The sequence below is a fragment of the Mesorhizobium sp. M0954 genome (genome assembly GCF_040319155.1).
GTDB lineage: Bacteria > Pseudomonadota > Alphaproteobacteria > Rhizobiales > Rhizobiaceae > Mesorhizobium.
Genome location: NZ_JAMYNR010000012.1, coordinates 20,311 through 36,160, shown reverse-complemented (window position 1 = coordinate 36,160; position 15,850 = coordinate 20,311). Strand labels below are relative to the sequence as shown.

Sequence of the window (15,850 nt, the reverse complement as noted above, 5' to 3'; positions counted from 1 at the left end):
GGTTCACCGCAGCGTGTGTTTGCAGCGCGACACTACTGAACCCCAAGGCGCTTTGGAATGGCGAAGTTTTTAAAAGATCAACTATGCCGCGGCTTCCAGCGGTTCGATCTTCTCGAGCTCCGGTGCGAGTTTCTTCGCCTCGGTTTCAAGTTCATAAGCCTGCTGAAAATTCATCCAGAATTCCGGCGTGGTGTTGAAGAACCTGGCGAGGCGAAGCGCGGTATCAGGAGTCAGGCCGATCTCTTCCTTGGCAATGCGTTCGATACGGGTACGAGGAAGATTGAGCTTCTTCGCCAACGCACCGGCACTCATACCGAGCGGGACGAGATATTCCTCGCGCAGGAACTCTCCGGGGTGAATTGGACGTACGAACTTGAGCATGGTTCAGAGACCTCAAGGGTTTAGGGCAAGTGCCCGCTCAATGGTAGTCGACGATCTTCACCTCTTCGGCGCCAGCGTTGGTCCATTTGAAGCAGATACGCCATTGGTCGTTGATACGAATTGAATGCTGCCCAGCTCTGCTCCCTTTCAGGGCTTCAAGGCGATTTCCGGGTGGCGATCGAAGGTCGACCAATTGTGCGGCGTTTTCGATCGCTCGAAGACGACGTTCGCCACGGGCAACCAGATCCGGTGGAAAACCTTTCGGAGTCTTCCCCTCGGCAACCGCTTCCACCGCTTTGCCTTTGAACGAAACGATCAACTTCTGCCCTCGTCTTGTATCATACATTGATACAAGACAGGGTGCAAGAAATACGTATCAATAACTGATACTAAATTGTCGCTGGACCCTATCGGCAGCCGTTTGGAAACCGATCATTCCACCGTTACCGATTTCGCCAGATTGCGCGGCTGGTCGACATCCGTGCCCATGAACACGGCGGTGAAATAGGCGAGCATCTGGATCGGCAGTGCGTAGATGATCGGCGAGATGATTTCCGGCACGTCCGGCAAAACGATCGTCTCCATCGTCTTCACCGTGGCGTGCGCGGCGCCCTTGCTGTCGGTGATCAGGATGATCTTGCCGCCGCGCGCCGCCACCTCCTGCATGTTCGAGACGGTCTTTTCGAAGATACGGTCATGCGGGGCGATGACGATGACGGGCATGTTCTCGTCGATCAGCGCGATCGGGCCGTGTTTCAACTCGCCGGCGGCATAGCCTTCGGCGTGGATATAGGAAATTTCCTTGAGCTTCAGCGCGCCTTCCAGGGCCAGCGGAAAATTGGTGTCGCGGCCGAGATAAAGCACGTTCTTGTAGTGCGAGAGGTCGCGCGCGATCTTTTCGATCTGCCCGTCGAGCTTTAGCACCTGGTTGGCATAACGCGGCGCTTCCGACAGCTCGCGTATCAGCGTTTTCTCCTGCTCCTGCGAAATCGTTCCGCGCGCCACGCCGGCCCGCACCGCCAGCGAGGCCAGCACGGAAAGCTGGCAGGTGAACGCCTTGGTCGAGGCGACGCCGATCTCCGGGCCGGCCAATGTCGGCAGGATGACGTCGGATTCGCGCGCCATGGTCGATTCGCGCACATTGACGACCGCGCCGATCTTCATGCCGGCCTTGCGGCAGTAGCGCAGCGACGCCAGCGTATCGGCGGTCTCACCCGATTGCGAGATGAAGAAAGCGGCATCGTTCTTCGACAGCGGCATCTCGCGATAGCGGAACTCCGAAGCGACATCGATGTCGACCGGCAGCCGCGCATAGCGCTCGAACCAGTATTTGCTGATCAGCCCGGCGAGATAGGCGGTGCCGCAGGCCGAGATCGCCAGCCGGTCGATCTTGGCGAAATCGAACGGCAGGTCGAGCGGCTTCGAGACGCCGCTGATGAAATCAACATAATGCGCCAGCGTGTGCGAGATCACTTCCGGCTGCTCATGGATTTCCTTTTCCATGAAATGGCGGCGGTTGCCTTTGTCGACCATGAAGCTCGTGCTGAGCGACTGTTGGCGTTTGCGGTCGACCTTGTTGCCGCCCATGTCGAAGATATCGACCTCGTTGCGGCGCACCACCGCCCAGTCGCCGTCTTCCAGATAGGTGATCGAATTGGTGAAAGGGGCAAGCGCAATGGCGTCGGAGCCAAGGAACATCTGGCCGTCGCCATGACCGACCGCGAGCGGCGGGCCATTGCGCGCGCCGACGATCAGATCCTCGTCGCCCTTGAACATGATGGCGAGCGCAAAGGCGCCTTCCAGCCGCTTCAGCGCCTTGTGCGCCGCCTCAACCGGCTTCAGCCCCCTGGCCAGTTCGCGCGCCACCAGATGCGCGACGACTTCGGTATCGGTCTGCGAGGTGAAGCTGTAGCCGTCGCGCATCAGCTCGTCGCGCAATTCGGCGAAATTCTCGATGATGCCGTTATGGACGATGGCGACGCCGTCGGAAAAATGCGGATGCGCATTACTCTCGTTCGGAACGCCATGCGTGGCCCAGCGCGTGTGGCCGATGCCGATCATGCCGTCGAGCGGTTCGTCCTTCAGCAGGCGCTCGAGATTGACCAGCTTGCCCTCGGCGCGGCGGCGGTCAAGCCTGCCGTGCTCGATCGTGGCGACGCCGGCCGAGTCATAGCCGCGATATTCGAGCCTTTTCAGCGCATCGACGATAAGCGGCGCGACCGGCGAGTCACCGACAATTCCAACGATACCGCACATGGCGCTTGCCCCCGATTCCGACCTCAAACCCGGCGCTATTTAGAGACTGCCGGGCTGCCGCGAAAAATCACATTCCATTTCGTCCGGTATCAGCCGGACTATCCTGCACAGATGCACCATGACAGGGCGCACTTGCAATCCGGTTACTGCAATTGCTCAGTTTCTCCGCTTATGTATCCTATCTCGGCTCAACGGCTCCAGAAATCAGTCAAAGACATGATGCGGCTATGAACGAACGAATTGACACGGTGACGCTTTGGCGTCCGGTTGGTCCCCGCGAACTGGCGTTGATCCAGAGGGCAGGGATGCGCGCCTTTCCTCCTCGACCTGCTGATCAGCCGATCTTCTATCCGGTTACCAGCGAGGCCTATGCCACCCAGATCGCCCGAGACTGGAACGTGCCCGCGAGCGGATCAGGTTTCGTGACGCGTTTCGAGGTGCGTCGCAGCTTTCTGGACCGTTACAGCGTCCAGCATGCCGGCAGCCGGGCGCATCTGGAATACTGGATCCCGGCCGAAGACCTGTCGGCCTTCAACGATGCAATCGTTGGCGAAATCCAGCTTGTCGCCGAGTTCCGCTAGTCTACCCTTTTTTGCGGGCCGCCGCGGCCTGAGAAAAACGCTCTCGCAACTCCTTGCCCTTGCCGGGTAGAGTCCGCTGGCGGGCGCGGCCGAAAGCCAGCGCATCGTCGGGTACGCTTTCGGTAATGACGCTGCCCGAGGCGATGTAGCCGCCCTTGCCGATCGACACCGGCGCCACCAGCGAGGAGTTCGAGCCTATGAAGGCGCCCTCGCCGATATCGGTGAAGAATTTCGAATAGCCGTCATAATTGCAGGTGATGGTGCCGGCGCCGATATTGGCGCCGGCACCGATGCGGGCATCGCCGATATAGGTCAGATGGTTGACCTTCGCGCCCTCCTCGACGATCGCCTGCTTGACCTCGCAGAAATTGCCGACCTTGGCCTTGGTTCTCAGATCGGCCCCGGGCCGCAGCCGCGCGAACGGCCCGACATCGCAATTCGACGCGATGGTGGCGCCTTCGATATGGCTGAAGGCATGGATCTTGGCCCCCGTCGCGATTTTCACGCCCGGCCCGAACCAGACATTGGGTTCGACGACCGTATCGGCGCCGATCTCGGTGTCGTGCGAGAAGAACACAGTTTCGGGCGCGATCAGCGTAACGCCAGAAAGCATCGCCTCGCGCCGCCGGCGCTGCTGCCAGATACCTTCCGCCTGGGCAAGCTCGGCACGGTTGTTGATGCCGAGCGCGTTCTCGAAACTGGCTTCGGTGGCGACGACATCAAGTCCCTGCGCAGCGGCGATCTCGACGATGTCGGTGAGATAATACTCGCCCTTGGCGTTCTTGCTGCCGACTTGATCGAGCAGCTTCAGCGCGTGCCTGCCGGCGACCGCCATCAGCCCGCCATTGCAGAAGGTGATCTTTTTCTCCTCGTCCGAGCAGTCCTTCTCCTCGCGGATGGCCACGAGCTTGCCGGCCTTTTCGATAAGCCGGCCGTAGCCCGAAGGATTTTCCGTACGGAAGCCGACCACGACGACGGCCGCACCTTCCGCCAGCTTCAGCCTCGCCGCCGCGAGCGCTTCCGGATCGATCAACGGCGTGTCGCCAAACATCACCAAGATATCGTCATAACCTTTTGATATTGCTGCACGTGCGGCAAGCACGGCGTGCGCGGTGCCGAGACGTTTTTCCTGAACGAAAGCCTCGGCCTTCGGCGCAAACTTGAGTGCAGCCTTGCGCATCTCATCGGCGCCATGGCCGATCACCAGCGCCAATTCGCCGCTGCCGGCGGCTTCGGCCGCCTTGACGACATGGGCAACCATCGGCAGGCCCGCGATTGTGTGCAGCACTTTCGGCACTGCACTCTTCATGCGCGTGCCTTCACCGGCGGCGAGGATGATGGACAGGCAGGATCTCTGGCTCATGGGGACAGCAACCGTTGAAAGGGGTCTGGAATCGAAGCGTTAGTAGCACCGGCGCCATGCTGCACCAATGCGGTTAAATTCCGGTGAGACGGTGGAACCTCCAACCCGCGACACGCTCAAGCCGATCGGCTCAGGCGGCTTCCGCCTCGTTGCGTGATGCGAAGCTGGGGGCTCGGCCACGGCCGTATTGCCGTGGCGAACAGTTCATGACCCGCTTGAAGGCTGTGCTGAAGGCGCTTTCGGATTCGTAGCCGAGCGAAAGCGCTATGACGGCGACGGGATCGCTGGAATTCGTCAGCCGGTCGCCAGCCAGCAGCATTCGCCAGCGCGTCAAATAGTCCATCGGCGACGCGCCAACCGTCTCCTTGAATCTGAGCGCAAAGGTCGATCGCGACATGCCGGCCCGTTCCGCCAGTTCCTGTAGCGTCCAGCCATGCGCCGGATCGTCATGCATGGCGCTGATCGCCGCGCCGATCTGTTTGTCCGCGAGGGCAAAGAGCCAGCCGATGCCACCTTTCAATCCTTCCGAAAGATGCAGCCGCAGCGCCTGAACCAGCATCATGTGGGCGAGGTGCTGGATCATCAGAAAGCCGCCCGGCTGCGGCTCGCGCAGCTCCTGCATCATCCGCTCCACAGACCAGCGCAGCGCCGACTGGTCCGACTCTTTGCGGATATGCACAATGGCTGGCAGCATCCGCAACAGCATGCCGGCATGATTGCCGCCAAGCGCGAAGCGGCTGCTGACCAGAAAGAAATCACCACCGCCATTGTGGGTCACGACACCGCCGGCTCGCGCAGGCGGAAAAATCTTGACGGCTTCAACAGGCGTCAAGCTCATGTCGCTTGCAAGGCGGAAAGGCCGTCCACTCGGCAGCAGGAAGCAGTCTCCCGTCTCAAGGCGCACTGCGTCAGCAACGCCCTCCACAGACAGCCAGCACCGGCCGGAGACCACCGCTCCGGTCTTGATGCTTTGCTGCTGGTCGGGGAACTGGATCGACCATTCACCACCAGCATCGAAACCGGCCGACATATAGTTTCGCGGCTTCAGCAGCGAGAGCACATCTGAAAGGGGATCCACAGGTCATTCCGGACGATTGCGAAGATAATACGGACTTTACCGCATAGATCGTATTTTCTCAAGCGCCTATCACGACACAACTGAGCCGCGAAAATGGTCGTGGCCAGAAACGGACAGGAGAAGTCGTGATGCGTGTTTTCGTTACCGGAGCGACCGGATTCGTCGGTTCTGCCGTCGTTCAAGAACTCATCGGCGCCGGCCATCAGGTGCTCGGCCTCGCCCGCTCGGCGGCGTCGGCCAAGTCGCTTGCAGCCACCGGAGCCGAGGTGCATCGAGGTGACCTCGAAGACCTCGAAAGCCTCAGCAGGGGCGCAGCGGCAGCTGATGGAGTGATCCATACCGGCTTCAACCACGACTTCTCGAAGTTCGCGCAAAACTGCGAGATGGACCGGTGCGCCATCGAGGCCTTGGGCGGTGCACTCGAAGGCTCCGAGCGGCCCCTGCTCGTCACCTCCGGGACCGCGCTCCAGGCGCGGGGCCGTATCGCGACCGAGGAAGATGCGCCTGTCCCATCTTCCGCTTCGTATCCCCGCGCCTCCGAAGCGACAGCCGCCGCGCTGGCGGCACGCGGCGTGCGCGCGTCGGTTGTGCGCCTTCCTTCGTCGGTCCATGGCCAAGGCGACCACGCTTTTGTTCCTATTCTCATCGACCTCGCTCGCAAGAAGGGCGTGTCGGCCTATATCGGCGAAGGGCTCAATCGCTGGCCTGCCGTGCATCGGTTCGATGCAGCCCGCGTTTACCGGCTTGCGCTCGAGCATGGAGCCGGTGGCGGGCGATATCACGCGATCGCCGAAGAAGGCGTGCCGTTCAAGGACATCGCCGGCGTGATCGGCCGGCGCCTGAACGTGCCGGTCGTCGCCAAGTCCGCGGAAGAAGCCGCCGATCATTTTGGCTGGTTCGCTATGTTCGCGGCGATGGATGTCCCGACCTCGAGCGAACGGACCCAGGCGCTGCTGGGGTGGCAGCCGAGCGGACCCGGGCTGATCGCTGATATCGACCAGCCGGGCTATTTCGAAGGCTGAACAGACCCATGTCGGGCGGCAAACCTATCCCAATTGCCCCAGCACCGGAAAATTCTCGAGCAACCAATAGGACACCGCCTGCACGCCGCCGGTCAGGAAAAACACGCCGGCGACCACCAGCAACGCGCCGATGGCCTTTTCGACGCGGCCGAGATGGACGCGGAATTTCCCGAGAAAGCGCATGAAGGCGCCTGAAAACAGCGCCGCAACGAGGAAGGGAATACCGAGGCCGAGCGAATAGGCGGCGAGCAGCAGCGCGCCCTCGCCCACCGTCTCGCGGCCGCCGGCAAGCGTCAGGATCGGCCCCAGCACCGGGCCGATACAGGGCGTCCAGCCAAAGGCGAAGGCCAGGCCCATGACGTAAGCGGCGATCAGGCTGGCCGGCTTGCCTTGTGACTGGAAGCGCGCCTCGCGTGAAAGCAAAGGGATGCGCAGTACGCCGAGGAAATTCAGCCCCATCAGGATGATCAGCACGCCTGCCGCCATTGCCAGCGGCTCCTGCCAGACTCGCAGCAAATGGCCGATGGTCGAGGCGCCGGCGCCGAGTGCGACGAAGACGGTCGAGAAGCCGAGCACGAAGGCGATTGAGGAATTAATCAGCGCGCCTCGCGCGCCGGCCTTTGCCGTAATGCCGGCCTCGCCGCGGAAATCGTCGACCGACACGCCGGCCATATAGCACAGGTAAGGCGGCACCAGCGGCAGCACGCAGGGGGACAGGAAGGAAATTGCTCCCGCCCCGATCGCACTGACATAGCCGACGTCCAATGCCATTTCCGTCTCCCGATGACTGCGCAGCCATATAGCCGCGACAACAGCCGTCCGCCAATCACCATCGCGTGGCCCCATCACATTGGGTAGCAAGTCGACGCCCGCCCGGGAAGAAAGGGCGGCCAGGCAGCGTTGATCAAACGAAACTGCGTTGTTCCGCGCGCTTTTCGAATGATCCAGGGAGAAGTCCATGAAAACGATCGCAATTGGCATGGCCGCGCTTTTGCTCGGCACTGCCGCATCCTTCGCTGCCGAGGCGTGGAAGGAAGCGGAGGTCGGCGGCACCAAGATCTACACCGACGCCAGCGGCATGACGCTCTACACCTACGACAAGGACGAGGCGGGCAAGTCGAACTGCTACGACAAATGCGCCGCCAATTGGCCGCCGCTGAAGGCTGACGCCAACGCCAAGGCCGAGAGCGAGTGGACGATCGTCGACCGCACCGACGGCACCAGGATGTGGGCTACGAAGGTAAGCCGCTCTACACGTTCATCAAGGACAAGAAGGCCGGCGACGTGACCGGCGAGGGTGTCGGCGGCGTCTGGCATATCGCCAAGGCCGACTAGGCCTTGAGCTTCTGATCGGCCGTAACGGGCGGTAACACGGCTGGTCGCTGGGAACTCGACCCAACCGCCCCGGCGGCCAGCTTTTCAGCACGGTACTTCCTTGCGACTGTCCGAGCAAAATGCCGGGCAAGCGATTGCGCGCTTTACAGCATCTGTTCAAGCAGGGCTGGCGCGTGCTCGATGTTTCTCTTATATCCGCGGGAGAGTTTGTCCCGTTCTCCAGGATCAATTGCCGGGTTTGTCCAGCGATAGGCTGCTCATTTCCCTTGTCCAGGATTGCGGAAATCGCATGGCGCGCCGTTGGGTTGCGCATTCGGTACAGGGCCGCATTTTGACTGCTTGGCCTTGACCGGATGCAAAAGCGCGGCCATGTGAGCGACACATTGAACGAGATTTCGTCGCGCGCAGCGGAATTCTTCTGCCGCATCACAACTGATATGAGACCGTATGGACGTCGTCGTCGTCGAATCGCCGGCCAAGGCGAAGACAATCAACAAGTACCTCGGCAAGAACTACAAGGTTCTGGCCTCGTTCGGCCATGTCCGCGATCTGCCGGCCAAGGATGGCTCGGTGCGTCCGGATGAGGACTTTGCCATGTCCTGGGCCGTCGACACGGCGTCTGGAAAGCGTCTCGCCGATATCGCCAAGGCGGTCAAGGACGCCGACGGGCTGATCCTCGCCACCGATCCGGACCGCGAGGGCGAAGCGATCTCCTGGCATGTCCTGGAAGTGCTGAAGCAAAAGCGCGCGTTGAAGGACAAGCCGGTCAGCCGCGTCGTCTTCAACGCCATCACCAAGGCGTCCGTGCTGGAGGCGATGGCCAATCCGCGCCAGATCGACGCGCCGCTGGTCGATGCCTATCTCGCTCGCCGCGCGCTCGACTATCTGGTCGGCTTCACGCTGTCGCCCGTGCTGTGGCGCAAGCTGCCCGGCGCCCGCTCCGCCGGCCGCGTCCAGTCGGTGGCGCTGCGTCTGGTCTGCGACCGCGAATCCGAGATCGAGCGCTTCATCCGCGAGGAATACTGGCAGGTCGCCGCCATTCTCGGTACGCCGCGCAAGGATAATTTCGAGGCGCGGCTGACCGCCTTCGAGCGCAAGAAGCTGCAAAAGCTCGACATTTCCAACAAGGCGCAGGCCGACGACATCAAAGCGATGCTCGAAGGCGCCAGCTTCAAGGCGGCGTCGGTCGAAGCCAAGCCGACCAAGCGCAATCCCGGGCCGCCCTTCACCACCTCGACGCTGCAGCAGGCAGCCTCATCGGGCCTCGGCTTTTCGGCCAACCGCACCATGCAGGTGGCTCAGCGGCTCTATGAGGGCATGGAGATCGGCGGTGAGACCACCGGCCTGATCACCTACATGCGAACCGACGGCGTGCAGATGGCGCCGGAGGCGATCTCTGCCGCGCGCGATGCGATTGCCAAGGAATTCGGCCCTAAATACCTGCCTGAAAAGCCGCGCTACTATTCCGCCAAGGCCAAGAATGCCCAGGAGGCGCACGAAGCGATCCGTCCGACCGATTTCATGCGCACGCCGGCTTCCGTCAGGCAGTATCTCGACGCTGACCAGGCGCGGCTTTACGAGATGATCTGGAAACGCGCCATCGCCAGCCAGATGCAGCCGGCCGAGATAGAGCGCACCACGGTCGAGGTCGAGGCCATCAACGGCCCGCGCACCGCCGAGCTTCGTGCTGTAGGCTCGGTTGTTCGCTTCGACGGCTTCCTTGCCGCTTACATCGAGCAGAAGGAAGAAGATTCGGAAGACGAGGAAAGCCGCCGCCTGCCCGAGATCCGTGCCGGCGAGCAGCTCACACGCGAGGCGATCAACGCCACCCAGCACACCACCGAACCGCCGCCGCGTTATTCGGAAGCTTCGCTGATCAAGAAGCTGGAAGAGTTGGGCATCGGCCGGCCGTCGACTTATACGGCGATCCTGAAGACGCTCGAGGATCGTGACTATGTCACCATCGACAAGCGCAAGCTGGTGCCGCAGGCCAAGGGCCGGCTATTGTCGGCCTTCCTCGAAAGCTTCTTCGAGCGTTATGTCGAGTACGACTTCACCGCTTCGCTGGAGGAAAAGCTCGATGAGATTTCCGACGGCAAGCTCGCATGGAAGGACGTGCTGCGCGATTTCTGGAAGGATTTTTCCGGCGCCGTCGCCGACATCAAGGAGTTGCGCGTCACCGACGTCCTCGATGCATTGAACGAGGAACTGGCGCCGCTGGTCTTTCCCGCGCGGGAAGACGGTTCGAACCCGCGCATCTGTCCGAAATGCGGTACCGGCAACCTGTCGCTGAAGCTCGGCAAGTTCGGCGCCTTCGTCGGCTGTTCGAACTATCCCGAATGCTCCTTCACCCGCCAGCTCGGCGACGCCGCCAATCCCAATGGCGAGAACGGCGGTGGTGAAGACGGCACCAAAGTGCTCGGCAAGGACCCCTATACCGCCGAGGAGATCACGCTGCGCAATGGCCGGTTCGGCCCCTATATCCAGCGCGGCGACGGCAAGGATGCCAAGCGCTCCAGCCTGCCCAAGGGCTGGACGGTCGATTCGATCGATCACGAAAAGGCGCTCGCCTTGTTGTCGCTGCCGCGCGACGTCGGCAAGCATCCGGAATCCGGCAAGATGATTTCGGCCGGGCTGGGGCGCTACGGGCCGTTCGTGCTGCATGACGGCACCTACGCCAATCTCGACAGCATCGAGGACGTGTTCTCGATCGGCCTCAATCGCGCCGTCTCGGTGATCGCCGAGAAGCAATTGAAGGGCAAAGGCGGCCGCAATGGCGGCACAGCCGCTGCGCTCAAGGAACTAGGCGAGCATCCTGCCGGCGGCGGCAAAATAGTCGTGCGCGACGGCAAATACGGGCCTTATGTGAATTTCGGCAAGGTCAATGCGACGCTGCCGAAGGGCAAGGATCCGCAATCGGTGACGATCGAGGATGCGGTGGCGCTCATTGCGGAAAAGGAAGCCAAGGGCGGCAACGGTGCCAGGAAGCCCTTCCGCAAAGCGGCCGCGCCTGCGAAGAAACCGGCTGCGGCCAAAAAACCGGCCGCCAGGAAAAAGGGATAGGACGGGTTGGCGCGCAAAGTCTCCGGAAGAAGGCACGGCGATCTGCGCACCGCCGATACCCGTGCCAAGGTCAGGGACAATTACCGGCCTTCACGCGACGAGATACTGCGTTACATCGCCGAAAATCCGGACCGCGCCGGAAAACGCGACATCGCCAAGGCGTTTGCGCTGCGCGGCGAAGACCGTATCTGGCTGAAGGACGTCTTGCGCGACCTGCAGGATGAAGGCCTGCTGACCAAGGAGCGCAAGCGGCTTGCCCGTGTCGGCGCCCTGCCCCACGTCGCGGTGCTCGACATCTTCGGCCGTGACGCCGACGGTGTGCTGCTGGCGCACCCGACCGAAGTGATTGGCAATGGCGAACCTCCGGTCATAGCGATCCGCGTGTCGCGCGGCGGCAATGGCCCGACGCCGGGCATCGGCGACCGCGTGCTGGCCAAGACCTTTCCGACCGACGATCCGGCAGGCCCGGCCTATACGGGCCGGGTGATGAAGATATTCGAGAAGCGCACCGATGCGGTTCTCGGCGTTTTCCGTGTGCTGAAGGACGGCACGTTCCGCATCGAACCGGTGGAAAGGCGTCAGCCGGAGCTGGTCGTCGACAAGGAATTCCAGAACGGCGCCAAGAACGGCGACCTGGTCGAGGTCGAGCCGGCGCGGGCCTCGCGCTACGGGCTGCCGCGAGCCAAGGTTCTGGCGGTGTTGGGGTCGCTGACCAGCGAAAAGGCGGTCTCGATGATCGCCATCCACGCACACGACATTCCGCATATTTTCCCAGCCGACGTCATCGCCCAGGCGGAGGCGGTCAAGCCGGCGACGCTTGCCGGCCGCGAGGATTGGCGCGAGCTGCCGCTGCTCACCATCGATCCGGCCGATGCCAAGGATCATGACGACGCGGTGTTCGCCATGCCTGACACCGACGAGAAGAACGCCGGCGGCGTGATTGTCACCGTCGCCATTGCCGATGTCGCTGCATACGTGCGCTATGGCACGGCGCTCGATCGCGAAGCGCTGAAGCGCGGCAATTCGGTCTATTTTCCCGACCGAGTCGTACCGATGCTGCCGGAGCGCATCTCGAACGACCTCTGTTCACTGCGTGAGGGCCAGGATCGTCCGGCGATAGCGGTGCGTATGACTTTCTCGGCCGATGGCCACAAACTCAGACATTCCTTCCATCGCGTCATGATGAAGTCGGCGGCGAAACTCGCCTATCAGCAGGCGCAAGCGGCGATCGACGGCGCACCGGACGACACGACTGGCCCGATCCTCGATACGGTGCTGAAGCCGCTATGGGACGCCTACGCGATCCTGAAGCGCGGCCGCGACACCCGCCAGCCGCTCGAACTCGATCTGCCCGAGCGCAAGATCCTGCTCAAGCAGGACGGCACCGTCGACAAGGTCGTCGTGCCGGAGCGGCTCGACGCGCACAAACTGATCGAAGAGTTCATGATCCAGGCCAATGTCGCCGCCGCCGAGACACTCGAGGCGAAGCGCCAGGCGCTGGTCTACCGCATCCACGATGCGCCCTCGCTCGCCAAGCAGGAATCGCTGCGTGAATTCCTGCAGACGCTCGGCCTGTCGCTGGCGCGCGGCGCGCAAATGCTGCCGAACCAGTTCAACGGCATCCTCGCTCGCGTGCGCGGCGCCGATAATGAGGGGCTGGTCAACGAAGTGGTGCTGCGCTCGCAGAGCCAGGCCGAATATTCGCCCGCCAATATCGGCCATTTCGGCCTCAACCTGAAGCGCTACGCGCATTTCACCTCGCCGATCCGTCGCTATGCCGACCTGATCGTGCATCGTGGGCTGATTGCCGCACTCGGCCTTGGTCCGGGGGGCCTGACGCAGGACGAGGCGGAGCGGCTGGAAGAGGTCTCGGCGCTGATTTCGGCGACCGAGCGGCGCGCGATGGCCGCCGAGCGCGACACGGTCGACCGGCTGATCGCCGCCTTTCTCGCCGAGCGCATCGACGACCGTTTCGACGCCCGCATCTCGGGCGTCACCAAATCGGGCCTGTTTGTCCAATTGCCGCAGTACGGCGCGGATGGCTTCATTCCGGTTTCAACCCTGGGCGGCGACTACTATATATACGACGAAACTGCTCGATCGCTTTTCGGAGAACGCACCGGCAAGGGCTATCAGCTTGCTGATCGCGTCGAGGTTCGCCTGATCGAGGTGGCGCCGATGGCCGGCGCGATGCGTTTCGAGATGCTGACCGAGCCAAAGCCGCTGCCCGGCTCCAAACGGTCGTTCCACAAGGCCAAAGGCCGCGCCCGGGCGTCGCAATCGCGTCCAGGCTCGCGCGGCAGGAGACGGTAATGCCCACAGAACTGCAGGTGGAAGAACGGATTTTCGGTGGCGAACATCACTCGGGCCGGACCGCCCGGCCGCTATGGACGGCAATGAAGCGCGGTATGCTCGGCCGCTGCCCGCATTGCGGCGAGGGCAAGCTGTTTCGCGCCTTCGTCAAGACCGTCGACAAATGCGATCATTGCGGCGAGGAGCTCCACCACCATCGCGCCGACGACCTGCCGGCCTATCTCGTGGTCGTCATTGTCGGCCACATCGTGCTCGGGGCCTTCATGGGTGTCGAGGCGACCTCGACGCTATCTACCTGGCAGCACATCGCCATCTGGGTGCCATTGACCATCATTCTGGCCGTCGTCCTGCTGCAACCGGTCAAGGGCGCTGTCATCGGCCTGCAATGGGCGTTTTATATGCACGGCTTTGGCGGTGAAGAAGATCTGATCGAGTCGCATCCCGAGGCTTGAAACCGAGGCTGGCGCAATCGGCATGGCTGGACGCCACTTTCGCATCGGAGAAGATTCCGCTAGGTCGACCGCATGGACGTTATGACCAAGGCGGAAGTCGACAAGGTTGAGCGGATCGCGCTCGAGGCCAAGCCTATACGCCCACGCGACGCCGCGACGCTGATCCTGCTCGACCGCAAAGGCGACGAATTCCTGGTGCTGATGGGCCGGCGCCACGCCGGTCATGCCTTCATGCCGGGAAAATTCGTGTTTCCTGGCGGCCGCACAGATCCGGCCGACAGCCGCATCTCAATAGCCACCGCACTTCATCCCGAGGAAGAAGCGAGATTGACCGCTGATATCGGTCGCACCAGCCCGGCTCGCGCCCGCGCGATTGCCCTGTCGGCAATCCGCGAAACCTATGAGGAGGCCGGCCTGCTGATCGGTCAAAAAGGCGTGTTCGCAACCGCCAGGCGCGACTGGCAGGGCTTTGTCGAACACGGGGTCATCCCATCACTGCAAGCGCTGCGCTTCGTCGCACGCGCCATCACCCCGCCCAACCGGGTGCGCCGCTTCGATACGCGCTTTCTCGCCGCATGGCGCGACGATGTCGCCGTTGAACTGCCGGGTGGCGGTCCGACCAACGAGTTGGAGGACGTCGTTTGGCTGCCGCTGGCCAAGGCCAGGCAAGCCGATATTCCAGACATCACGCGCACGGTCCTGGAGGAACTGGAAATGCGGCTCGCCTGGGATCCGTTGCTGAGCCCCGGCAGTCCCGTGCCGTTCTACCGGCTTGTCCGCAATCGCTTCGTCCGCGAAATTCTCTAGAGCAGCCAGGCATTCCATGACAGTCGATACCCAGCCGCAGGGCAAGGAACGCGTACACTGGCTGCCGATGGTCGCGGCGATCTCGTCGATCAGCGTCGTCGGCATTGCCATCGGCCTTGGCATGCCGCTGCTCAGCGTGATCCTGGAAACGCGTGGCCATTCCGCGTCGATGATCGGTCTCAACACCGCGGTCGCCGGCCTCGCCTCTATCGCCGGCGCGCCGCTCGCCACCCCGCTTGCCATGCGGTTCGGGGTCGCCTGGACGATGCTTGCCATGATCGCCGCCGGGGCGCTGGCCTTTGTCGGTTTCCATTTCGCGCCAGCTTTCTGGATGTGGTTTCCGCTGCGCGTGCTGCTGCATATCGCGCTGACGGTACTGTTCATCCTGTCGGAATTCTGGATCAGCACCTCGGCGCCGCCACACCGGCGCGGACTGGTCCTCGGCATCTATGCCACCGTGCTGTCTCTCGGCTTTGCCGCCGGGCCTTGGCTGTTCGCCCATCTCGGCAGCAGTGGCTTCCTGCCCTTCGGCGTTACCATCGCCTTGGTTACGCTCGCTGCCATACCGGTCCTGGCGGCACGCAACGAGAGCCCGACGATCGTCTCGGACGGCGAAACCAGCAATTTCCTGCGTTACATCTGGCTGGTGCCGACGGCGACCGCGGCCGTGCTGGTGTTCGGCGCGGTCGAGACCGGCGGCTTTGCACTGTTCCCGGTCTACGGTAGCCGCATCGGCTACTCAGAGGCGGACGCCGCCCTTTTGCTCACCATGATCGGGCTTGGCAACGTGCTGTTGCAGATCCCGATCGGCATGATCAGCGACCGCGTAAGCGACCGTCGCTATCTGCTGATGGCCTGTGCCACCGTCGGGCTTGCCGGCACGGTCTTCATGCCGTACTTCGCGCAGAACTGGCATTTGATGGCAGCGCTTCTGTTCGTCTGGGGCGGTGTGGTCGCTGCCATGTACACAATCGGCCTGGCGCATCTCGGCTCGCAGCTTTCCGGCCACGAATTGGCCTCCGCCAACGCCGCCTTCGTGCTCTGCTACGGCGTCGGCATGGTGCTTGGCCCGCAGGCGATCGGCATCGGCATGGACGCTTTCGGTCCGTCGGGCTTCGGTTGGGCGCTCGGCCTGTTCTTCGCCTGCTATATCGTGCTGGTCGGCACCAGGCTGCTCCGCAAAATCCTCTGAGTCGGCC

15 protein-coding genes are annotated in these 15,850 nt (G+C 62.6%); 9 read left to right on the top strand and 6 right to left on the bottom strand.

Features of this window, described 5'->3' with window-relative positions; translation table 11 throughout:
- Nucleotides 1-81: 81 nt before the first annotated feature.
- The 3 genes from NKH93_RS17885 to glmS form a co-directional block, all read right to left on the bottom strand.
- The gene (locus NKH93_RS17885; protein WP_031212869.1) at nt 82-381 is read right to left on the bottom strand and encodes a HigA family addiction module antitoxin; all 300 of its coding nucleotides are present in this window, start codon (nt 379-381) and stop codon (nt 82-84) included.
- Nucleotides 382-418: 37 nt separating this feature from the next.
- Complete coding sequence (locus tag NKH93_RS17880) at nt 419-700, bottom strand: type II toxin-antitoxin system RelE/ParE family toxin (protein WP_352471757.1); 282 nt, start codon at nt 698-700, stop codon at nt 419-421.
- Nucleotides 701-813: 113 nt separating this feature from the next.
- Nucleotides 814-2,637, bottom strand: a complete 1,824-nt coding sequence (glmS, locus tag NKH93_RS17875) for a glutamine--fructose-6-phosphate transaminase (isomerizing) (RefSeq protein ID WP_352971194.1) — start codon at nt 2,635-2,637, stop codon at nt 814-816.
- 227 nt (nt 2,638-2,864) lie between these two features.
- On the opposite strand from glmS, the gene NKH93_RS17870 reads away from it, so the two are divergent.
- Nucleotides 2,865-3,218, top strand: a complete 354-nt coding sequence (locus NKH93_RS17870; RefSeq protein WP_352971191.1) for an ADP-ribosylation/crystallin J1 — start codon at nt 2,865-2,867, stop codon at nt 3,216-3,218.
- Between the two features lies 1 nt (nt 3,219).
- Here the strand turns inward: NKH93_RS17870 and glmU are convergent, their stop codons facing one another.
- Together glmU and NKH93_RS17860 are read right to left on the bottom strand one after the other, a co-directional pair.
- On the bottom strand, nt 3,220-4,581 hold the full coding sequence (glmU, locus tag NKH93_RS17865; RefSeq protein WP_352502465.1) for a bifunctional UDP-N-acetylglucosamine diphosphorylase/glucosamine-1-phosphate N-acetyltransferase GlmU: 1,362 nt from the start codon (nt 4,579-4,581) through the stop codon (nt 3,220-3,222).
- 130 nt (nt 4,582-4,711) lie between these two features.
- Nucleotides 4,712-5,659, bottom strand: coding sequence for an AraC family transcriptional regulator (locus NKH93_RS17860; RefSeq protein WP_352502464.1), 948 nt, complete (start codon nt 5,657-5,659; stop codon nt 4,712-4,714).
- Nucleotides 5,660-5,787: 128 nt separating this feature from the next.
- Between NKH93_RS17860 and NKH93_RS17855 the strand changes: the two genes are divergently transcribed.
- Nucleotides 5,788-6,681: an SDR family oxidoreductase gene (locus NKH93_RS17855; RefSeq protein ID WP_352971188.1), complete on the top strand. Its 894-nt coding sequence runs from the start codon at nt 5,788-5,790 to the stop codon at nt 6,679-6,681.
- Between the two features lie 24 nt (nt 6,682-6,705).
- On the opposite strand, the gene NKH93_RS17850 is transcribed toward NKH93_RS17855, so the two are convergent.
- Complete coding sequence (locus NKH93_RS17850) at nt 6,706-7,452, bottom strand: cytochrome c biogenesis CcdA family protein (RefSeq protein ID WP_352471765.1); 747 nt, start codon at nt 7,450-7,452, stop codon at nt 6,706-6,708.
- 187 nt (nt 7,453-7,639) lie between these two features.
- On the opposite strand from NKH93_RS17850, the gene NKH93_RS17845 reads away from it, so the two are divergent.
- The 7 genes from NKH93_RS17845 (at nt 7,640) to NKH93_RS17820 (ending at nt 15,843) form a co-directional block, all read left to right on the top strand.
- Nucleotides 7,640-7,969: a COG4315 family predicted lipoprotein gene (locus tag NKH93_RS17845; protein WP_502896461.1), complete on the top strand. Its 330-nt coding sequence runs from the start codon at nt 7,640-7,642 to the stop codon at nt 7,967-7,969.
- The gene (locus tag NKH93_RS34330; protein WP_502896462.1) at nt 7,942-8,016 is read left to right on the top strand and encodes a hypothetical protein; all 75 of its coding nucleotides are present in this window, start codon (nt 7,942-7,944) and stop codon (nt 8,014-8,016) included. Before NKH93_RS17845 ends, NKH93_RS34330 begins: the two co-directional genes overlap by 28 nt.
- Nucleotides 8,017-8,463: 447 nt before the next feature.
- Nucleotides 8,464-11,079 (top strand): type I DNA topoisomerase, encoded by a 2,616-nt coding sequence (topA, locus tag NKH93_RS17840; RefSeq protein ID WP_352471768.1) that lies wholly within the window; start codon nt 8,464-8,466, stop codon nt 11,077-11,079.
- A gap of 6 nt (nt 11,080-11,085) precedes the next feature.
- Nucleotides 11,086-13,392, top strand: coding sequence for a ribonuclease R (gene rnr / locus NKH93_RS17835; RefSeq protein WP_502896458.1), 2,307 nt, complete (start codon nt 11,086-11,088; stop codon nt 13,390-13,392).
- Nucleotides 13,392-13,844, top strand: coding sequence for a DUF983 domain-containing protein (locus NKH93_RS17830; RefSeq protein ID WP_023679976.1), 453 nt, complete (start codon nt 13,392-13,394; stop codon nt 13,842-13,844). Before rnr ends, NKH93_RS17830 begins: the two co-directional genes overlap by 1 nt.
- A gap of 72 nt (nt 13,845-13,916) precedes the next feature.
- Entirely contained in the window at nt 13,917-14,651 is a 735-nt protein-coding gene (locus NKH93_RS17825) for an NUDIX hydrolase (RefSeq protein WP_352971186.1), read from the top strand.
- Nucleotides 14,652-14,667: 16 nt separating this feature from the next.
- On the top strand, nt 14,668-15,843 hold the full coding sequence (locus tag NKH93_RS17820; RefSeq protein WP_352502459.1) for an MFS transporter: 1,176 nt from the start codon (nt 14,668-14,670) through the stop codon (nt 15,841-15,843).
- Nucleotides 15,844-15,850 lie beyond the last annotated feature (7 nt).

Bases quoted from the DNA above. Each gene is read 5' to 3' on its own strand.
- NKH93_RS17885 (WP_031212869.1), bottom strand. From the start codon at position 381: ATGCTCAAGTTCGTACGTCCAATTCACCCCGGAGAGTTCCTGCGCGAG.
- glmS (WP_352971194.1), bottom strand. From the start codon at position 2,637: ATGTGCGGTATCGTTGGAATTGTCGGTGACTCGCCGGTCGCGCCGCTT.
- NKH93_RS17870 (WP_352971191.1), top strand. From the start codon at position 2,865: ATGAACGAACGAATTGACACGGTGACGCTTTGGCGTCCGGTTGGTCCC.
- glmU (WP_352502465.1), bottom strand. From the start codon at position 4,581: ATGAGCCAGAGATCCTGCCTGTCCATCATCCTCGCCGCCGGTGAAGGC.
- NKH93_RS17855 (WP_352971188.1), top strand. From the start codon at position 5,788: ATGCGTGTTTTCGTTACCGGAGCGACCGGATTCGTCGGTTCTGCCGTC.
- NKH93_RS17850 (WP_352471765.1), bottom strand. From the start codon at position 7,452: ATGGCATTGGACGTCGGCTATGTCAGTGCGATCGGGGCGGGAGCAATT.
- NKH93_RS17845 (WP_502896461.1), top strand. From the start codon at position 7,640: ATGAAAACGATCGCAATTGGCATGGCCGCGCTTTTGCTCGGCACTGCC.
- topA (WP_352471768.1), top strand. From the start codon at position 8,464: ATGGACGTCGTCGTCGTCGAATCGCCGGCCAAGGCGAAGACAATCAAC.
- NKH93_RS17830 (WP_023679976.1), top strand. From the start codon at position 13,392: ATGCCCACAGAACTGCAGGTGGAAGAACGGATTTTCGGTGGCGAACAT.
- NKH93_RS17825 (WP_352971186.1), top strand. From the start codon at position 13,917: ATGGACGTTATGACCAAGGCGGAAGTCGACAAGGTTGAGCGGATCGCG.
- NKH93_RS17820 (WP_352502459.1), top strand. From the start codon at position 14,668: ATGACAGTCGATACCCAGCCGCAGGGCAAGGAACGCGTACACTGGCTG.